This is a genomic window from Lysinibacillus sp. EB271-A1-10B (genome assembly GCF_058791335.1).
Window position 1 is genome coordinate 36,252 of the sequence record NZ_JBYTDL010000030.1, and the last position, 13,403, is coordinate 49,654.

Sequence of the window (13,403 nt, forward strand, 5' to 3'; positions counted from 1 at the left end):
ACTACGCTATCCCGCCAATACATAATTTAACCGACGAAGCTGCAAATTTTTTAATGTATAGATAATATCAATCTGCGCACTCTAATATCGAGTGTATCGCACGCACTTGCTGTGGCGTTGGTTGACCGTCACAGTCTCCCTCGACTAGGGTCATTTCGGTGACCCTTTTTAATTTCAACGGATAATATTTCTTTTTTCACCCATACTATCCTTGCTTTAGATAAAATAAGAAAAGGAAGTGAAAGTATGGGTATTCTTGGTGGAAATCCAAAAGACGAGCCATTGCATTACGGCGAAGTTTTTAGTGTATGGTCAAATTTAATTGCAGATTATGGTATGATTTCTGGCTATCAAACATTTTATAATCACGCTGGTGATGAAGATCTAAAAAAAATTATTGAAGATATAGTTGAACTTTGCAGGGAAGAAGTAAAACAATTAGAAAAAATCCTTAAAACAAATGGTATTGGTTTACCTCCTGCTTCACCTGAAAGGCCGGTAGCAAGAATGGAAGATATCCCTGCAGGTGCTAAGTTTAATGATCCAGAAATTAGCGCTGCACTAAGTGCAGACCTAGCTGCTGGATTAGTTGCATGCAGTCAAGCAATGGGAATTTCTACTCGAGAAGATATTGCCTTAATGTATGGCCAATTCCATGCTGCAAAAGCTCAAATTGGAGCTAAACTGTTACGTCTTAATAAGACAAAAGGTTGGTTAGTTCCACCGCCAATGCATGTGGATTATCCCGAAAAATAATATCTATTAAATCTGACAAACCGTCTCCCCAGTATAAACTGGGGTTTTTCATTTTCCTCAATATGTGCAGTAACTTAAAATTTATAAAATTTGGTTTAAACCTTGTAATCAAATTCCTTTTAAATAAAACATCAATAAATGAACGATTAAATTTAGTCGATTGTTAGCCTATTGCCCTTTATCCCATATTTCACACGAATAAAATACTAGAAATGGAGGTGAAAAAAATGGATAACTGTAGTAACTGTAATAAACGTTCCTGCCTATGCGGAAGTCAAATAGGGCCGTTCACAGCTGTCGATCTCTGTGGAATTACTGGTCCTATTCCTCCTGTAACACCAACAGCATGTAGTGGTCTATGCGAATACGGATATATATATAATCTAAGCCCTGAAACTGTCGCTGTAGAGGCTGATGTTATTTTTGATTCAACAGGGATAGTTACTCCAGGAATTACGCATGCTCCAGGAACCTCTCAAATTTTTGTTACTAGACCAGGAATCTACGAGGTTACTTTCAGCGTATCAGGTGTTGAACCTAACCAATTCACATTATTTTTAAATGGTGTACCGATTCCAGAAACAGTCTATGGTTCAGGAGCTGGTACTCAACAAAACAACGGTCAGGCAATAATTGCAATACCGTCTGGCGGGTTTCTTACACTTAGGAATCATTCTTCTGCCGCAGCAGTAATCCTTCAAACTTTAGCAGGAGGCACACAAACAAACGTAAATGCTTCTATTATCCTTAAAATGTTAAGTCCAATTGTCTAGAGATATAAAAACTCTCTTCATTTCAAAACTTCAATAGATTTCATAGTTAGGAGTGATTAACCTTTTGTGCAGGTATTACTCCTTTTTTCTTTTCATATTTATGAACTCTTCCTTTACTGAACGATATCTTTCCAATCATCACTTACTCCACCTACGCAAACGACTAATCTGCTCAAGCTCCTTCCCAATGCTCCGTAGTTGCCTATAAGTCTTACATCTTCTACATTTCTTGCTTGGATCATAAGCTTTTCGTTTCGGACATCCTTTGCACTGGCGAAAGGCTATGTGGTCCTGCTGATTGATTAACCTTGCTCTGCGCTGTTTAACTTCCTTGCGTACCGTTAAGCACCCCATTCAATCGTCACCTCAGCTCTAGGTTGATCTGAATAAAACTTTCTCACGGTCATATCAACAATTTGAGAGTCATCATGCCAAATGATTTTGTTACACCCATCCTTTATGCCCTTAATCAAGTTATCCGCATCAGGTTTCGTAGTGGGTCGTAATTCACCGCTAGCTATCAGTGCTCTTTTGGGTCCTGTATGGTACTTCTTTGGTGGCATGAGATAAATATCAGTTTGTAGCTTAATCGGTCCTGTAATCAATTCTGACGGCTTATTTTGCCATGCTACGAGCTTTACAAAGTCTTTGAAGTCCTTGCTCTTTGGCGCGTCATGTGTAACAACATTCTTACCGCGTCTACTAAATCGAGGTCTCTCTTGCGGTTGTATGACCCCTGGTATTTCAAATGTGAGTACGTTCATGTTTGCCCTCCTAAACAATTTCAAAAAGTGAACCTTGTATATATCCTATATCGATAATTTGTGGGTTTAACCAAAGGCTTTCGCATTTTTCCTGTGCTGCCTCAGTAGTGGCCATCTTCGAAATCCTTGTCCATCCTTGCAAAATGTCGTTATACATATCGTTGTTATAGCCACTAATCATGGCATAACCCTTGTGATTCACTAATGCATTTAATAATGTTTCATGCTGTCCGTCTGTCATTTCATGTGCATAATGCCTTTTTGTACGAGTGCTTAAAAGATACGGTGGATCACTATAAATCAAACAATCTTCTTTGTTGTAACGGCCTATCAATGTTGTAGCATCTTGATTTTCAATTTGAACATTCTGTAATCGCTCCGTAGCTTCTAAAACGACAGCTGGTAGCTTGCGCCAATCAGGTAAAGCGCTGAATGTTGTTGAGTCTATATTATGTCGCCAACCTGTACGATCACTTGTTTTACCTCCACGAGCCATCCAACAACGTACAAGAAAAACTCTAGCTCTCTCCAAATCACTTAATTGGCCTTGTAATGCCTCAAAGGACTCGTTGTACTCTTGTCTTGAATATGGTGTTAGTTGTATATGTTTGGCCAGCTGTTCAGGTTTCTCTCGAATTACCTTAAATAAATTCACGATGTTGCCATCAATATCATTTACTGTCTCAATTTTGGATGGTTGTTTATTGAAAAACACTGCACCACTACCAAAGTGTGTTTCGAGATATACATTGTGTTCGGGCATTTGACTAACAATCCAATCAGCCAAGTTCCACTTACTACCCACGTAGTTTAAAATCCTTTTCATTCTTTCACACCCTTAATGTCGTTCTACCTTCCGTGTGTATTTGTTATAAACTCACTCGTTCGTTTTCTGTATTGAATTTCAATAGCATTTGATATGGTCGTGGATCGTGAGAAATGTAGTTCATTCTACTCGCAACGTTCCAACCTCTCTCCGTATCATCAGCAATCAATCGTTCTAATTCTCTTTGTGTTCTAGCCTCAATTTAAAGCCTCTTTTCTTTTAGCAATTCCTGCTTGTACGTTGTTCTCTAAGTATCTAAGTTGTTGCAAAGCATATTGTGGGCAATGACTATCACTTAATCGCTTTTGGACATCTTGAAGGACGGGGAGTGGAAACTCATACTCTTGTATAATTTGGTTTATACGGTCTGCTACCTCCTCTATCATGTTATCTCGAGTAACATCCACATTCTCAGCCATTAGCTTCACTCCTTTTTCTCATTCTTTCAATATTTTCTAAGGCCTTTTGTCTCTCAGCCTCAAAATCAATTGTGTTGTTATCAGGCTCAGTAGCTGGTGTTGGCTGCTCTTCTTTGTTATTACGATCAGCGAACCACTCTGGAACTACCTCTGTACGACCTTTAGATTTTTGATAGGATTGGTGAGATTGTTGTCGCTTGTTGTTTTTCTCTCTTTCTTCTTTAGCCTGTAACTGCTGGTAAGTTGTGATCATTTCCTTACGCCAGTTGATTAAAGTACCTTCTGCATATTTAATTTTGTTACGAGCATTGTTTAATACAGCGTTTTGTAAAGCTGCTAGGATTAAATCTACATCTTTGTAGTCATCCAAGATGTAACCAAGGTGTTCTGCTATCGTTGGAAGAACTGGTGTAATGTTTTGATTTGTAAATTCAACTAATCTAGCAAAATCAGAAGAACTACTAACCGACTGACCAACTTTTTTCTCTTGTTGTTCTTGTTGTTCTTTTTCTTCTTCTTTTTCTTGTTGTTTATCTTGTTGTTGTTGTTGTTCTTGCCCACTTATCGTTGACGTATCGTGTGACGTTACGTAAGAACCGTTGGTATTACTGGATTCTTCGTTTTCATCACGTATCGTTGACGTATCGTGACACGTATCGTAGTACGACTCGTAGACGTTACGTATCGAATCGTTTGGTATACTTTCACCAACCCATTCAATCAACTTTGCATCTTTCACATTTTTTAACTCTGATTTCACACAATCAAGTATCGGTTTACCACCTCTAACTAGGTTGTATTTGCCCCAATTCTTAATAGCCATTTCACGTGTTTCAGCATTGTATCTAATAAGTTTGTGGTGTTCTATGAAGCGTTGTAACAATGCATTTGCACTCTCCGGTGAGTAACCTAAATCAAAAGCTATTTGTTTTTTTGTAATTTGATAAATACCGATTTGCGTTGTACTTTCATTCGTTAGCAAATATAGAAAGAAGTATTTGTCCTCCGCTGTCATTTCTTCTACAACGCGCGGATCATTCCAAAATGATGTGTGTACTAATCTAAATTTAGCCATTTGCCCTGACCTCTCTTTATGTCGCAATATTCAAATTTTTAATAATGGACTTATTCATAACATTTATTCTTCTGCCCAATAAGCCAAATCTTTGTTTATTAACGTTTCACATAACGCTCGAAACTGTGTTTCAATCTCCGGATTTCTAAATCCGATTCGACGGAATGAATCCTCCATTTCCCAATATTCAGGGCCACGCGATAAAAATTGCGTTAATATCAAATCGTAATGTTTGTCGCCTTTGTAAACCTCTAAATTAGTCGTGAATCGAAATGTGTTTGGTATATACATGATTATCGTTTCAGCCTTTTGGAAAAATCCTTTTCCGCGTTCAAAAGTAGCTCCGTTAACACTCAAACCTTGTAAATCCACTAATGTTGGTTCTTCCTTGAATCTCAAAATTTTACCCATCAAAATGTCTCCTTTTCATTTAAGGTATAAAAATCATCTTGCCTGGTAATCTAAAATATCTCCCACACTACAATTCAGCACCTTGCAAATTGCCTCTAAATCTTTTATTTTTACACTGTTTGAACGGCCATAATACAGGGTTCTAAGTGTTGTCATCGGTATGCCTGTCCTACTATGAACGTCACGTATCTTTAAGCTACGTTCAGCCATTAAAATAGCTAGTCGAATTTTAATCATTACTACCTCCTATAACAGTCCGTCCTGTCTCTCACATTCTGCGAAACTACCACTAACCTTGAGTACCCTATAGTTTGGATAACGTCTCATATAATCCAGCACCAAGCGTCTGATTTCATCGTTATCCTTTGCCTGCTCAAATATCCAAGCAGGCAGAAGGACTTTGTGGGGAACGTTATTCATCCATTTGCACCACCTAATCTAGTAGATATTCAATCTCAAATGTCCCTTCTAACTTCTTTGTAGCCCTACAGTATTCGCACTTATCACATCGATGAGGTTTTCTACGTCCTAGCTTCGCCTCTATCATGCTTGGTATCATTGTTTGGACATATTCATTCTCAAAGTCGAAACGTCCTGAATCGAAGTGTAAAACTGCTTTATCAGGTGGCGATTCTTTTGTAACTGCCACAATGTATGGATCATAGTAACGACCTGTATTTTGAAAGATAATTTCTCGATACACCCACATCTGCAGCACATAATCAAAGGCTTGTACAAACGAAACCCAAGTATTATATTTCTCGCTCCAGTAACGTTTCCTAAGCTCCTGAGTGCTCTTTAAATCGCTAAAGAATCCACGTTCATGATTGATGTTATCGACTTTGATTTTCCACTCTACTCCGAATAACTCACCTGTATAAATGACCTCTTTCTCACCTTGTAAAGCGAACATACAAAACTCGTCATTTTTAATGGTCCCAATCATGTCATCAGCTTTTTCATAGTCCTTATACTTATTGCCACGACTGTTATAAATGCTGTGGTGATTTAGTTCTTTAAATTCAGCAAATGCCTCGTTACTCTCAAAGGCAGCGTGTAAATATGAACCAACCATTAGAGCTGTAGAGGGAGGACGAGTGAACTCGCCTCTTACCTCTGCAAACGCTTTGGCCTCGCACCCCATAGCGCTTTTAAACTGTGACACTGACATATAGTGTTGGTTGGCCTCATTCGAGTGATAATTCTCGCTGTTCAACTGAAATGTCGTTTGGTGCATCTGGTTTCACCTCTGCTTTTGGTTATGCTTGAGCTTTGAAATCATCACCTAATCCACTGTATTGCTTTTTAGCATCCTCTTTATTAAACCAATCCTCAACCTTACTCAAGCCGTCTTTTAAGCTGTTAAATATGTTGATTAAATCTACATAGTCATACTCAGTAAATGAATCAGCGTTGTAACCAAACTTTGCTTCTACCATTTCTTGCGTAACACGATGCTGTTCTTTGTAACTCCGTAATGCATTTGCGATACGATCTTTTAATGGACCTTGACTATTACCAGCTAGTGTTTCATGACATTGAAAAATAGCTTTATCAATGATGTCACCTGGAATAACACCTAAGATGCATGAACGTAAACGGCGAGCGCCGTCATTTGCTACTTTTTCATAAATATCACGAGGATCTTCTAATTTTTTGATAGTTCCTTTAGCTTTCATAGAGTGCTTGACGGTAAATACCTTTTCTTGACGGACATTTGTTTCAAGGTCCCAACAGAATGCTTTAGCAACTGATTCGCCTTCACGTTGCTCTAGTTCCTGAATGCCGTATGATAAATTACCCCAGTTTTGCGCGATTGCTTCAGCTAATCGAATCGATGGACCTGTTACTCGTTGACCACCACGAGGATATTGATACATAGCAACTTGTGCTAACGCTGGACGTTTACATGTATCCAATACACGTTGCTCAGCTTGGAATACATTGCGCGGAAATTGTTTGGCCATGAAAATTTGCCCTTTAACTTCTTCCATTTCACGGGAAGCACTAGCTTGCGCTAATGCTCCTCCACCTTGAAATTGAGGTTGTCCCATTTGAGGACTATGAAATTGTTCAGCTAAGTTACTCATTGAAATTCCTCCTGTAGTGCGTTATAATTGCGCTAAATATTTGTTTTGTAAGCCACTCTGCCAAGTGGTTTATTTTTTTGTGCAAAATGCCGCATTGTAATGATCCTCAAGATAAGTGTGGATGTTATCCATGTGGACAATATCTCCGTTTGAAAACTCCATGTAATCGTCGTTGAATACGATTAAACTGCCGTAAATATCACGAGAATCTACAATAGACTCTACATATCGAAATGTTGGTACCTTATTAACATGCTCGATTGCTCCTAAGACCATTGGATTTTCTACTTCTAATAGAACACTCACGCTATCGCCTCACGTTCACAGCAAACAAATGAAATGCCGTCTTTATCAAATCTATACTGTGTCCAGCTTGCGTCATCGTAACCTATAAACTTTTCGACATTGCAGTTACCTAGTTTTTCGATAGTTTCTTTGCGATGTAAATGCACCAGAATATCAGCGTTAATCATTGCACTATCACTGTACTGTACACTAATTACGTTTTCTGACGGTATTCCGTATTGATCTAGAATGTTCGGTAAATCGACAATCCTAGATATTGCTTGATTTAATTTCATACATATCAATCCTTTCGGTTTTTTGATGGCATCCCATCAAGCAACTCACAGTGGCAAAGCTATACCGTAGGGAGACGGTTCTGTAAGCTGCTTGACGAGAGCGAGATAACACTCGCAAACGTCTTATTTTGTGATATAATAGGTACATACTAAACCGTACTGCTGTTTAATCACTCCACTGATTAAGCAGCTTTTTTATTGCCAACATGTGATAATCACTGGTAATCCGATAACTAACATCGTTAACACGGCACCGATACAAAATTTTCTGTGTGATTCCTGCACATCATCCTCAGGTAAGTAAAAATAGTTATCTAGCCATTTCCACAACCTTCTTCACCACCTCTACATTAATTCCGTTACCTACAAACTTAAGTGCTGTTAAATACAATTCTTTTTGTCGTTCCAGTTGTTGTATTCTAATGATTGAATTTTGCATATCACGACCACGTTCAGCTGCTAGTCGATAACGACCATCTTGTGTATGCATTGCCACTTCTTTTACCAAGTCATCGATACATGCTTTCTCTTTTGTAATTTGGTTGTTAATTTTCTTTAAAGTATCCATCTGAACATACCTCCAATAAACATTGGTACTGTTTGTAAAAGATTAATTGCTTGAGCACATACCTCTGTTCCAAATAAAATTGCTGCTGCTTGTACCTCACAGTTTGTTATTTGCACCCATCGCATAAATGTTTCTAAATCTATAACTTTGCGTCCACATTCGTACTTACTAACATGTGATTGCGTTATATTAAGCTCTTCTGCCATTTCTTCTTGCGAAATATTCGCTTCTTCACGAAACTTCTTTAATACTTTTGTAAAGTCTAGTGATAATACTCCCAAAACTCTCATTCCTTCCGATAGTCGATAATGGACTTAGTCCATGATGGATTAGCTATTTCTACCGAGTTAACTTAATATAAAGATAAGAGGTTGATTTGCCCCAACCTCTTACTAGATTGGTAGTTTGATTTGAGGCCATTTGCCCTGGCCTCTCCTATGCTCTCAATAATCTGAGACTTTCATTTTCGCTCACATAAATGCCTAATCGTGAGTTCATATACATGGTGTTTTTATCACGCCATTCCAGTACTTTATCTCGCGGATAACGAGCGCTTAATGCATGACATTTAGGAAAACCATCCATGCGAATTATCTTTTCTACAGTTGGTAATTCACATTGGAATATTTGAGCTACATGCTCTTTTCTTAAGTTTGAAGGTAGAGATAACTCAAATTTCATACTCTCTCTACAATCTTCAACTCCTTGCTTGTAAGCTTTTTGAAGAAAGTCAACTAATTCTGCATTGAGTAATGCATCTTTTAATTCGTCTATAGTTAGATTCATTTTATAAACTTCCTATTCTATCGATTTTCTGATCGTTTAAGAGCGTTACTGGCTTCTTGTAAAATGAAGATAATTTCATCTAATTCTTCATAATCAAGACTTAAAGTAATACCTGTGTTTTCTGTGAAGCCATCAGCTTCATTTCCATCTACTGTATTTATGGAAACAACAGATAAAGCACTGTCAACATTTGTATCAGTTTCAATCGCAAATTGATCTGTGAGTAAAGTGTTTTTTCTGATTAGTTCTAACATTAGGCTCCCAACCCTTCTACTTTAATTTTGTGTGTTATAGCCATTTCTTTCACGATAGCTAAGTAGATTTCAACTAGTTTAGGATCATCAGCAATTACATCAATCTTATTAAACTTTTCAATTTTTGCTTTAGAAATGATTCCGTTTGATAGAGCTTCTTTCTTTCGATTTTCCAGGCGAATATTTAAACGACAATGGCCACGTCTTTCTAACAACTCATAGCTTTCTTTTCTCACTAGGCGATATTGTTCACCGCCTCCACGAGCTAAGGCAATTTTATTTAGAATGACATTAACCTTGTCCTTCCATTCATTAGGATTAAGAGAAACAATTTGAGTAATATTTTCTTGTTCTCGTTCAAGTTGATTTTGCTGATGTTCAATTTTTTCAAGTCTTTCATCCTGTTCACGCTGTTTCAATTCTGTTGAAGCAATCGCCTTATATAGATGATTGAACATTTGGAGTTCAGGACTTAGTTGAGCAGTGTCAATTGAGTAACTACCTGTTTTACGAATAGATGGGATAACCTCAATTGCTAACCAATCTTGGAACTGTTCCGCAACTTCATTAGAGGCTTTAAAGGCAAGTTTGTACACCAATGGTTCAGGGATTAAATCACCTTTTGCCACATCTGGCAAATTACTTGGAAGATACTCATTTACACGTCCCCATCTAACGTATTCTTTACCTTGAACAGTCGTAGTAATTCCTAGACACCTTGCTACTTGCTCAACATCAAATAAAATTGTTTCACCTTCAACTTTTGCTGCAATTTCGAATAAATCATTTTTGAAAACTTTTAACTGATTCATGATAAAACCTCCTGTTTTTTAAAATTTCCCAATCTGCTAAAATGTTGGTAGATTGGTGGTGAGATAATGTCTTTTGCAACACATGAAAATAAGTATTTAAAACATTGCCTTAATTGCAATAATGAAGTTTCAGATTTGAATCCAGAACATGTTTATTGCACTCAATGTGGATTTCCTATTCGTAATGAATGTACTGGCACATCTAAATTTCATAATGGGAACTTCAATGATCCTGTCGAACATGACATAGATGATGAAGAATACGTACTAGAGCCTAATGTAGTGTTTTGCCCAAAATGTTCTTCAATCTCTTTATTTGCCGAAAAAGGATTAATTGAAAATAAATATCCTAAGGTTGAAATAGTGCATCAGAGTTCATATAAACCTAATGGAAATGATGATGATCCTTTTTACTGATAACTTGCTCTAGGTTTAATTTTGTTCCACAACGTGTGCAGTACCTTGCTTCTTCAATATGCAACCATTTTCTGCACACGTTGCATTCACATTGCATTGTCTCAGGTGGCATTTCATTTGATTTTTGATTCATGATAAAACCTCCTATTTAGTTTTATTTAGACATTACGTCTATCAAGAAACCTTCATTTTAGACGTTTTGTCCAATTTATCTTTAAAAAAAATGTCATCAACACTACAGTTAAATATTGCAGCTATTTTTCCTGCAAGAATGAAGTTTGGGTTTCTAATACCACTTTCGATTTTGTAATAGTGTGAAGTAGAGATCCCTAACATATGAGATATTTTTTTCACACTTAATTTTTTCTTCTTTCGAAGGTCTTTTAAATTAGTTCTCATGTTTCCACCTCGTTTCACTTGGACTATTTGTCTCTTGAGTTAACTATAATGGACAAAATGTCCAAAGTCAACTGCAAATTACACATTTTGTCCAAAAATAATTATTTATTGGACAATAAGTGTAAAATTCAATATATATCAAATAAAAAGGAGAGCTCTTATGTTTCATGAAAGATTAAAAAAGTTAAGAGAAAATGAAAATATATCTCGTGAACATCTAGCTAACTCATTAGGTATTACATATTCTGCATTATCTAAGTATGAGACTGGAAAAAGAGAGCCCGGACTGGAATTATTACAAAAGATCGCAAATTATTTCAATGTAACAACTGATTATTTACTCGGTGCTACTGATAATCAAAAACCATCAGATTATAAACTAGCTGGTATCTCGGACGATGATTATAACAATCTAAGCGCATACCAAAAAGAGGTTATCGACTTCTTTTTAACTAGAGAGAATTTATTTTTCAAAAATCAACCAGAGAATATTCTTGATGCCTTGGAGCAATTCGAAGTGTATTACGAGGTATGGAAAAAGCAACAAGAAAATAAGAAGTAATTTTACATTCTTATGTAGACTTTCCAGACATTTAAAAATTCGCCTTTTCAGTGGTGAATTTTTTTGTTAACATAAATAGAACATACGTTTGCAAAAGAGGGATGCTATGACTTTCGTTTATACTCATTTAGAAGATTACATAAGGGACCTATACACTAGTATTGGTGTAACTAAACCGGAACAATTAGATCCACGGATAATTGCTCCTAAACTTGGCTTTACAGTAGTTTATTTACCTTTTGACTCTGTAAGTTATGACAACATAATTTATATAGATTCACGATTACCAGAGGAGGAACAATGGCAAGAATTTTGTCATGAATTAGGTCATGTGATTTCGCATTCTGGCAATCAAACGAAAACTTACATTTTGTTTAGAGAATACCAGGAATGGAAAGCAAACAACTTTGCCTTTCAAGCGTGTGTACCTACTTTCATGCTTAATCAAATTCAACTACCTATAAACGAAGAAAGAGCTATTGATAAAATTCAACTACTATTTAATGTAGATTACGACTTTGCTAAAAAGAGACTAAACCATTACCTTAATAACCATTTTTTTGACGGTTACAATCTACCTGAAAGGAGTAATTACATTGGGTTACGTTAAGAATATAGGAAAAAATAAATTCAAACTTATAGCTGATTTGGGTTATCGAGGTAATCGTCGCATTCGAAAAACTAAAAATGTAGAAGCTAAGAATGAAAAAGAAGCAATGCGGCTATTAGTTTTATTTGAAGAAGAGATGAAACAAAATAAAGATGTTTATTTTAGCGATATTGATTCGATAACATTAAACAATCTATATCCACGTTGGAAAGAAAATTATGCAAAACAACATTATAGTGCAAGATCATTTCATGATAACTGTACACATTTAGAAAAAAGAATCCTCCCTATTTTTGGTGATATGAAATTGAAGGATATTAAAAAAGTTGATGTGGTGTTTTTTGTTGGAGATTTGCAAAAGAAAAAACGTAGGTTAGATGAGCAAGAAAGTGAGTTGGCACCTTCGACCGTCCATAACATTTATAAGGCATTTGCTAGTATTATGAATGTCGCTGTTCAATGGAACCTAATTGAAGAAAGTCCGTGTAAAAATATAAAGCTACCAAAACTTAAATACGAAGAAGGTACAGCATATAATGCTGAACAAGTTAAATTGTTGTTTGAACGATTAAACAATCGCGAAACTGCTGAAAAAAGGTTATTGGTTGAACTTGCTGTAGTAAGCGCTGCACGTCAAGGTGAATTAGTAGCAATAGAAGAAAAACACTTAAACACCGAAAACAATACACTTTTAATAGAACAAGCTTTAGTTAGTTTAACTGGAGAAGGAATCATTGTAAAAGAGACAAAAGGGAAAAGGAAACGTGTAGTAACTATTCCGTCGAATATAATGAATGATTTAGTTACACTTGCTGCAGTTAAAAAATATCAATTAGCTGAGGCTGGAGATGAGCGAGAATGGAAAGAACATTTTTTTCTTTTCTCAAATGAATTTGGTAAACCTTATCGCCCTGATTCAATAAGTCAATGGTGGGACCGATTTATGAAAAGGAATCCTGATTTACCAAGAATACGTTTCCATGATCTACGTCACACTTCAGCGACTTTATTAATTCATGCTGGAGAACACCCAAAAGTTATTCAATCAAGATTAGGTCATTCAAATATTACAACAACAATGAATACTTATGGCCATCTTTTACAAGAAACTGATCAACGAGCAAGTTCTCATTTTGATAAACTTTTTGATGATAAAGAGTGATTTGGGCACCTTCTGGGCACCAAATAACAGAATATACATTAATGCATAAAAATAAAAAGCCTTACAACCGTTGTGGCTGTAAGGCTTGCAATGACGTCCCAGGAGGGATTCGAACCCCCGACCGACGGCTTAGAAGGC

23 protein-coding genes are annotated in these 13,403 nt (G+C 36.5%); 6 read left to right on the forward strand and 17 right to left on the reverse strand.

The window, feature by feature from the left end:
* Window positions 1–246: 246 nt before the first annotated feature.
* Both AC3WSK_RS23910 and AC3WSK_RS23915 read left to right on the forward strand, forming a co-directional pair.
* Window positions 247–756, forward strand: coding sequence for a DUF3231 family protein (locus AC3WSK_RS23910; protein WP_492412996.1), 510 nt, complete (start codon window positions 247–249; stop codon window positions 754–756).
* 227 nt (window positions 757–983) lie between these two features.
* Window positions 984–1,529, forward strand: coding sequence for a collagen-like protein (locus AC3WSK_RS23915; protein ID WP_492412994.1), 546 nt, complete (start codon window positions 984–986; stop codon window positions 1,527–1,529).
* Between the two features lie 341 nt (window positions 1,530–1,870).
* On the opposite strand, the gene AC3WSK_RS23920 is transcribed toward AC3WSK_RS23915, so the two are convergent.
* The 16 genes from AC3WSK_RS23920 to AC3WSK_RS23995 form a co-directional block, all read right to left on the reverse strand.
* Complete coding sequence (locus tag AC3WSK_RS23920) at window positions 1,871–2,293, reverse strand: RusA family crossover junction endodeoxyribonuclease (RefSeq protein WP_492412992.1); 423 nt, start codon at window positions 2,291–2,293, stop codon at window positions 1,871–1,873.
* 10 nt (window positions 2,294–2,303) lie between these two features.
* On the reverse strand, window positions 2,304–3,119 hold the full coding sequence (locus tag AC3WSK_RS23925; protein WP_492412990.1) for a DNA adenine methylase: 816 nt from the start codon (window positions 3,117–3,119) through the stop codon (window positions 2,304–2,306).
* Window positions 3,120–3,316: 197 nt separating this feature from the next.
* Window positions 3,317–3,538 carry a DUF6877 family protein gene (locus AC3WSK_RS23930; RefSeq protein ID WP_492412988.1) on the reverse strand — a complete coding sequence of 74 codons (222 nt, stop codon included), beginning with the start codon at window positions 3,536–3,538 and terminating at the stop codon, window positions 3,317–3,319.
* The gene (locus tag AC3WSK_RS23935; protein ID WP_492412986.1) at window positions 3,531–4,613 is read right to left on the reverse strand and encodes a DnaD domain-containing protein; all 1,083 of its coding nucleotides are present in this window, start codon (window positions 4,611–4,613) and stop codon (window positions 3,531–3,533) included. Before AC3WSK_RS23935 ends, AC3WSK_RS23930 begins: the two co-directional genes overlap by 8 nt.
* A 63-nt stretch (window positions 4,614–4,676) precedes the next feature.
* Window positions 4,677–5,024: a hypothetical protein gene (locus AC3WSK_RS23940; protein ID WP_492412984.1), complete on the reverse strand. Its 348-nt coding sequence runs from the start codon at window positions 5,022–5,024 to the stop codon at window positions 4,677–4,679.
* Between the two features lie 33 nt (window positions 5,025–5,057).
* Window positions 5,058–5,261 (reverse strand): helix-turn-helix domain-containing protein, encoded by a 204-nt coding sequence (locus tag AC3WSK_RS23945; protein ID WP_492412982.1) that lies wholly within the window; start codon window positions 5,259–5,261, stop codon window positions 5,058–5,060.
* Window positions 5,262–5,457: 196 nt separating this feature from the next.
* The gene (locus tag AC3WSK_RS23950; protein ID WP_492412980.1) at window positions 5,458–6,261 is read right to left on the reverse strand and encodes a PD-(D/E)XK nuclease-like domain-containing protein; all 804 of its coding nucleotides are present in this window, start codon (window positions 6,259–6,261) and stop codon (window positions 5,458–5,460) included.
* 22 nt (window positions 6,262–6,283) lie between these two features.
* Window positions 6,284–7,114, reverse strand: coding sequence for a hypothetical protein (locus AC3WSK_RS23955; protein WP_492412978.1), 831 nt, complete (start codon window positions 7,112–7,114; stop codon window positions 6,284–6,286).
* 69 nt (window positions 7,115–7,183) lie between these two features.
* Window positions 7,184–7,420 (reverse strand): YqaI family protein, encoded by a 237-nt coding sequence (locus AC3WSK_RS23960; RefSeq protein WP_492412976.1) that lies wholly within the window; start codon window positions 7,418–7,420, stop codon window positions 7,184–7,186.
* A complete protein-coding gene (locus AC3WSK_RS23965) occupies window positions 7,417–7,695 on the reverse strand; it encodes a hypothetical protein (protein ID WP_492412974.1) in 279 nt (92 codons plus the stop codon). Before AC3WSK_RS23965 ends, AC3WSK_RS23960 begins: the two co-directional genes overlap by 4 nt.
* A 195-nt stretch (window positions 7,696–7,890) precedes the next feature.
* Window positions 7,891–8,025, reverse strand: coding sequence for a hypothetical protein (locus tag AC3WSK_RS23970; protein WP_492412972.1), 135 nt, complete (start codon window positions 8,023–8,025; stop codon window positions 7,891–7,893).
* Entirely contained in the window at window positions 8,006–8,263 is a 258-nt protein-coding gene (locus AC3WSK_RS23975) for a hypothetical protein (RefSeq protein ID WP_492412970.1), read from the reverse strand. Before AC3WSK_RS23975 ends, AC3WSK_RS23970 begins: the two co-directional genes overlap by 20 nt.
* Window positions 8,251–8,544 (reverse strand): helix-turn-helix domain-containing protein, encoded by a 294-nt coding sequence (locus AC3WSK_RS23980; RefSeq protein ID WP_492412968.1) that lies wholly within the window; start codon window positions 8,542–8,544, stop codon window positions 8,251–8,253. Before AC3WSK_RS23980 ends, AC3WSK_RS23975 begins: the two co-directional genes overlap by 13 nt.
* Before the next feature lie 154 nt (window positions 8,545–8,698).
* On the reverse strand, window positions 8,699–9,049 hold the full coding sequence (locus AC3WSK_RS23985; RefSeq protein ID WP_492412966.1) for a hypothetical protein: 351 nt from the start codon (window positions 9,047–9,049) through the stop codon (window positions 8,699–8,701).
* A gap of 17 nt (window positions 9,050–9,066) precedes the next feature.
* A complete protein-coding gene (locus AC3WSK_RS23990; protein ID WP_492412965.1) occupies window positions 9,067–9,303 on the reverse strand; it encodes a hypothetical protein in 237 nt (78 codons plus the stop codon).
* Window positions 9,303–10,115: a BRO-N domain-containing protein gene (locus AC3WSK_RS23995; protein WP_492412964.1), complete on the reverse strand. Its 813-nt coding sequence runs from the start codon at window positions 10,113–10,115 to the stop codon at window positions 9,303–9,305. The genes AC3WSK_RS23990 and AC3WSK_RS23995 overlap by 1 nt, the downstream gene beginning before the upstream one ends.
* Before the next feature lie 66 nt (window positions 10,116–10,181).
* Here AC3WSK_RS23995 and AC3WSK_RS24000 point away from each other — a divergent pair, with 66 nt between their 5' ends.
* On the forward strand, window positions 10,182–10,532 hold the full coding sequence (locus AC3WSK_RS24000; RefSeq protein ID WP_492412963.1) for a hypothetical protein: 351 nt from the start codon (window positions 10,182–10,184) through the stop codon (window positions 10,530–10,532).
* 174 nt (window positions 10,533–10,706) lie between these two features.
* Here AC3WSK_RS24000 and AC3WSK_RS24005 read toward each other — a convergent pair whose 3' ends face one another.
* Window positions 10,707–10,931, reverse strand: a complete 225-nt coding sequence (locus AC3WSK_RS24005; RefSeq protein ID WP_492412961.1) for a helix-turn-helix transcriptional regulator — start codon at window positions 10,929–10,931, stop codon at window positions 10,707–10,709.
* 160 nt (window positions 10,932–11,091) lie between these two features.
* On the opposite strand from AC3WSK_RS24005, the gene AC3WSK_RS24010 reads away from it, so the two are divergent.
* The 3 genes from AC3WSK_RS24010 (at window position 11,092) to AC3WSK_RS24020 (ending at window position 13,265) form a co-directional block, all read left to right on the forward strand.
* Window positions 11,092–11,493 (forward strand): helix-turn-helix domain-containing protein, encoded by a 402-nt coding sequence (locus AC3WSK_RS24010; protein WP_492412959.1) that lies wholly within the window; start codon window positions 11,092–11,094, stop codon window positions 11,491–11,493.
* A 106-nt stretch (window positions 11,494–11,599) separates the two neighbouring features.
* Complete coding sequence (locus AC3WSK_RS24015) at window positions 11,600–12,103, forward strand: ImmA/IrrE family metallo-endopeptidase (RefSeq protein ID WP_492412957.1); 504 nt, start codon at window positions 11,600–11,602, stop codon at window positions 12,101–12,103.
* Window positions 12,090–13,265: a tyrosine-type recombinase/integrase gene (locus AC3WSK_RS24020; protein ID WP_492412955.1), complete on the forward strand. Its 1,176-nt coding sequence runs from the start codon at window positions 12,090–12,092 to the stop codon at window positions 13,263–13,265. Before AC3WSK_RS24015 ends, AC3WSK_RS24020 begins: the two co-directional genes overlap by 14 nt.
* Window positions 13,266–13,403 lie beyond the last annotated feature (138 nt).

Bases quoted from the DNA above. Each gene is read 5' to 3' on its own strand.
- AC3WSK_RS23935 (WP_492412986.1), bottom strand. From the start codon at position 4,613: ATGGCTAAATTTAGATTAGTACACACATCATTTTGGAATGATCCGCGC.
- AC3WSK_RS23925 (WP_492412990.1), bottom strand. From the start codon at position 3,119: ATGAAAAGGATTTTAAACTACGTGGGTAGTAAGTGGAACTTGGCTGAT.
- AC3WSK_RS23955 (WP_492412978.1), bottom strand. From the start codon at position 7,114: ATGAGTAACTTAGCTGAACAATTTCATAGTCCTCAAATGGGACAACCT.
- AC3WSK_RS23910 (WP_492412996.1), top strand. From the start codon at position 247: ATGGGTATTCTTGGTGGAAATCCAAAAGACGAGCCATTGCATTACGGC.
- AC3WSK_RS23950 (WP_492412980.1), bottom strand. From the start codon at position 6,261: ATGCACCAAACGACATTTCAGTTGAACAGCGAGAATTATCACTCGAAT.
- AC3WSK_RS24000 (WP_492412963.1), top strand. From the start codon at position 10,182: ATGTCTTTTGCAACACATGAAAATAAGTATTTAAAACATTGCCTTAAT.
- AC3WSK_RS23940 (WP_492412984.1), bottom strand. From the start codon at position 5,024: ATGGGTAAAATTTTGAGATTCAAGGAAGAACCAACATTAGTGGATTTA.
- AC3WSK_RS23920 (WP_492412992.1), bottom strand. From the start codon at position 2,293: ATGAACGTACTCACATTTGAAATACCAGGGGTCATACAACCGCAAGAG.
- AC3WSK_RS24010 (WP_492412959.1), top strand. From the start codon at position 11,092: ATGTTTCATGAAAGATTAAAAAAGTTAAGAGAAAATGAAAATATATCT.
- AC3WSK_RS23930 (WP_492412988.1), bottom strand. From the start codon at position 3,538: ATGGCTGAGAATGTGGATGTTACTCGAGATAACATGATAGAGGAGGTA.
- AC3WSK_RS24015 (WP_492412957.1), top strand. From the start codon at position 11,600: ATGACTTTCGTTTATACTCATTTAGAAGATTACATAAGGGACCTATAC.
- AC3WSK_RS23995 (WP_492412964.1), bottom strand. From the start codon at position 10,115: ATGAATCAGTTAAAAGTTTTCAAAAATGATTTATTCGAAATTGCAGCA.
- AC3WSK_RS24005 (WP_492412961.1), bottom strand. From the start codon at position 10,931: ATGAGAACTAATTTAAAAGACCTTCGAAAGAAGAAAAAATTAAGTGTG.
- AC3WSK_RS23945 (WP_492412982.1), bottom strand. From the start codon at position 5,261: ATGATTAAAATTCGACTAGCTATTTTAATGGCTGAACGTAGCTTAAAG.
- AC3WSK_RS23965 (WP_492412974.1), bottom strand. From the start codon at position 7,695: ATGAAATTAAATCAAGCAATATCTAGGATTGTCGATTTACCGAACATT.
- AC3WSK_RS23985 (WP_492412966.1), bottom strand. From the start codon at position 9,049: ATGAATCTAACTATAGACGAATTAAAAGATGCATTACTCAATGCAGAA.
- AC3WSK_RS23915 (WP_492412994.1), top strand. From the start codon at position 984: ATGGATAACTGTAGTAACTGTAATAAACGTTCCTGCCTATGCGGAAGT.
- AC3WSK_RS23975 (WP_492412970.1), bottom strand. From the start codon at position 8,263: ATGGATACTTTAAAGAAAATTAACAACCAAATTACAAAAGAGAAAGCA.
- AC3WSK_RS23990 (WP_492412965.1), bottom strand. From the start codon at position 9,303: ATGTTAGAACTAATCAGAAAAAACACTTTACTCACAGATCAATTTGCG.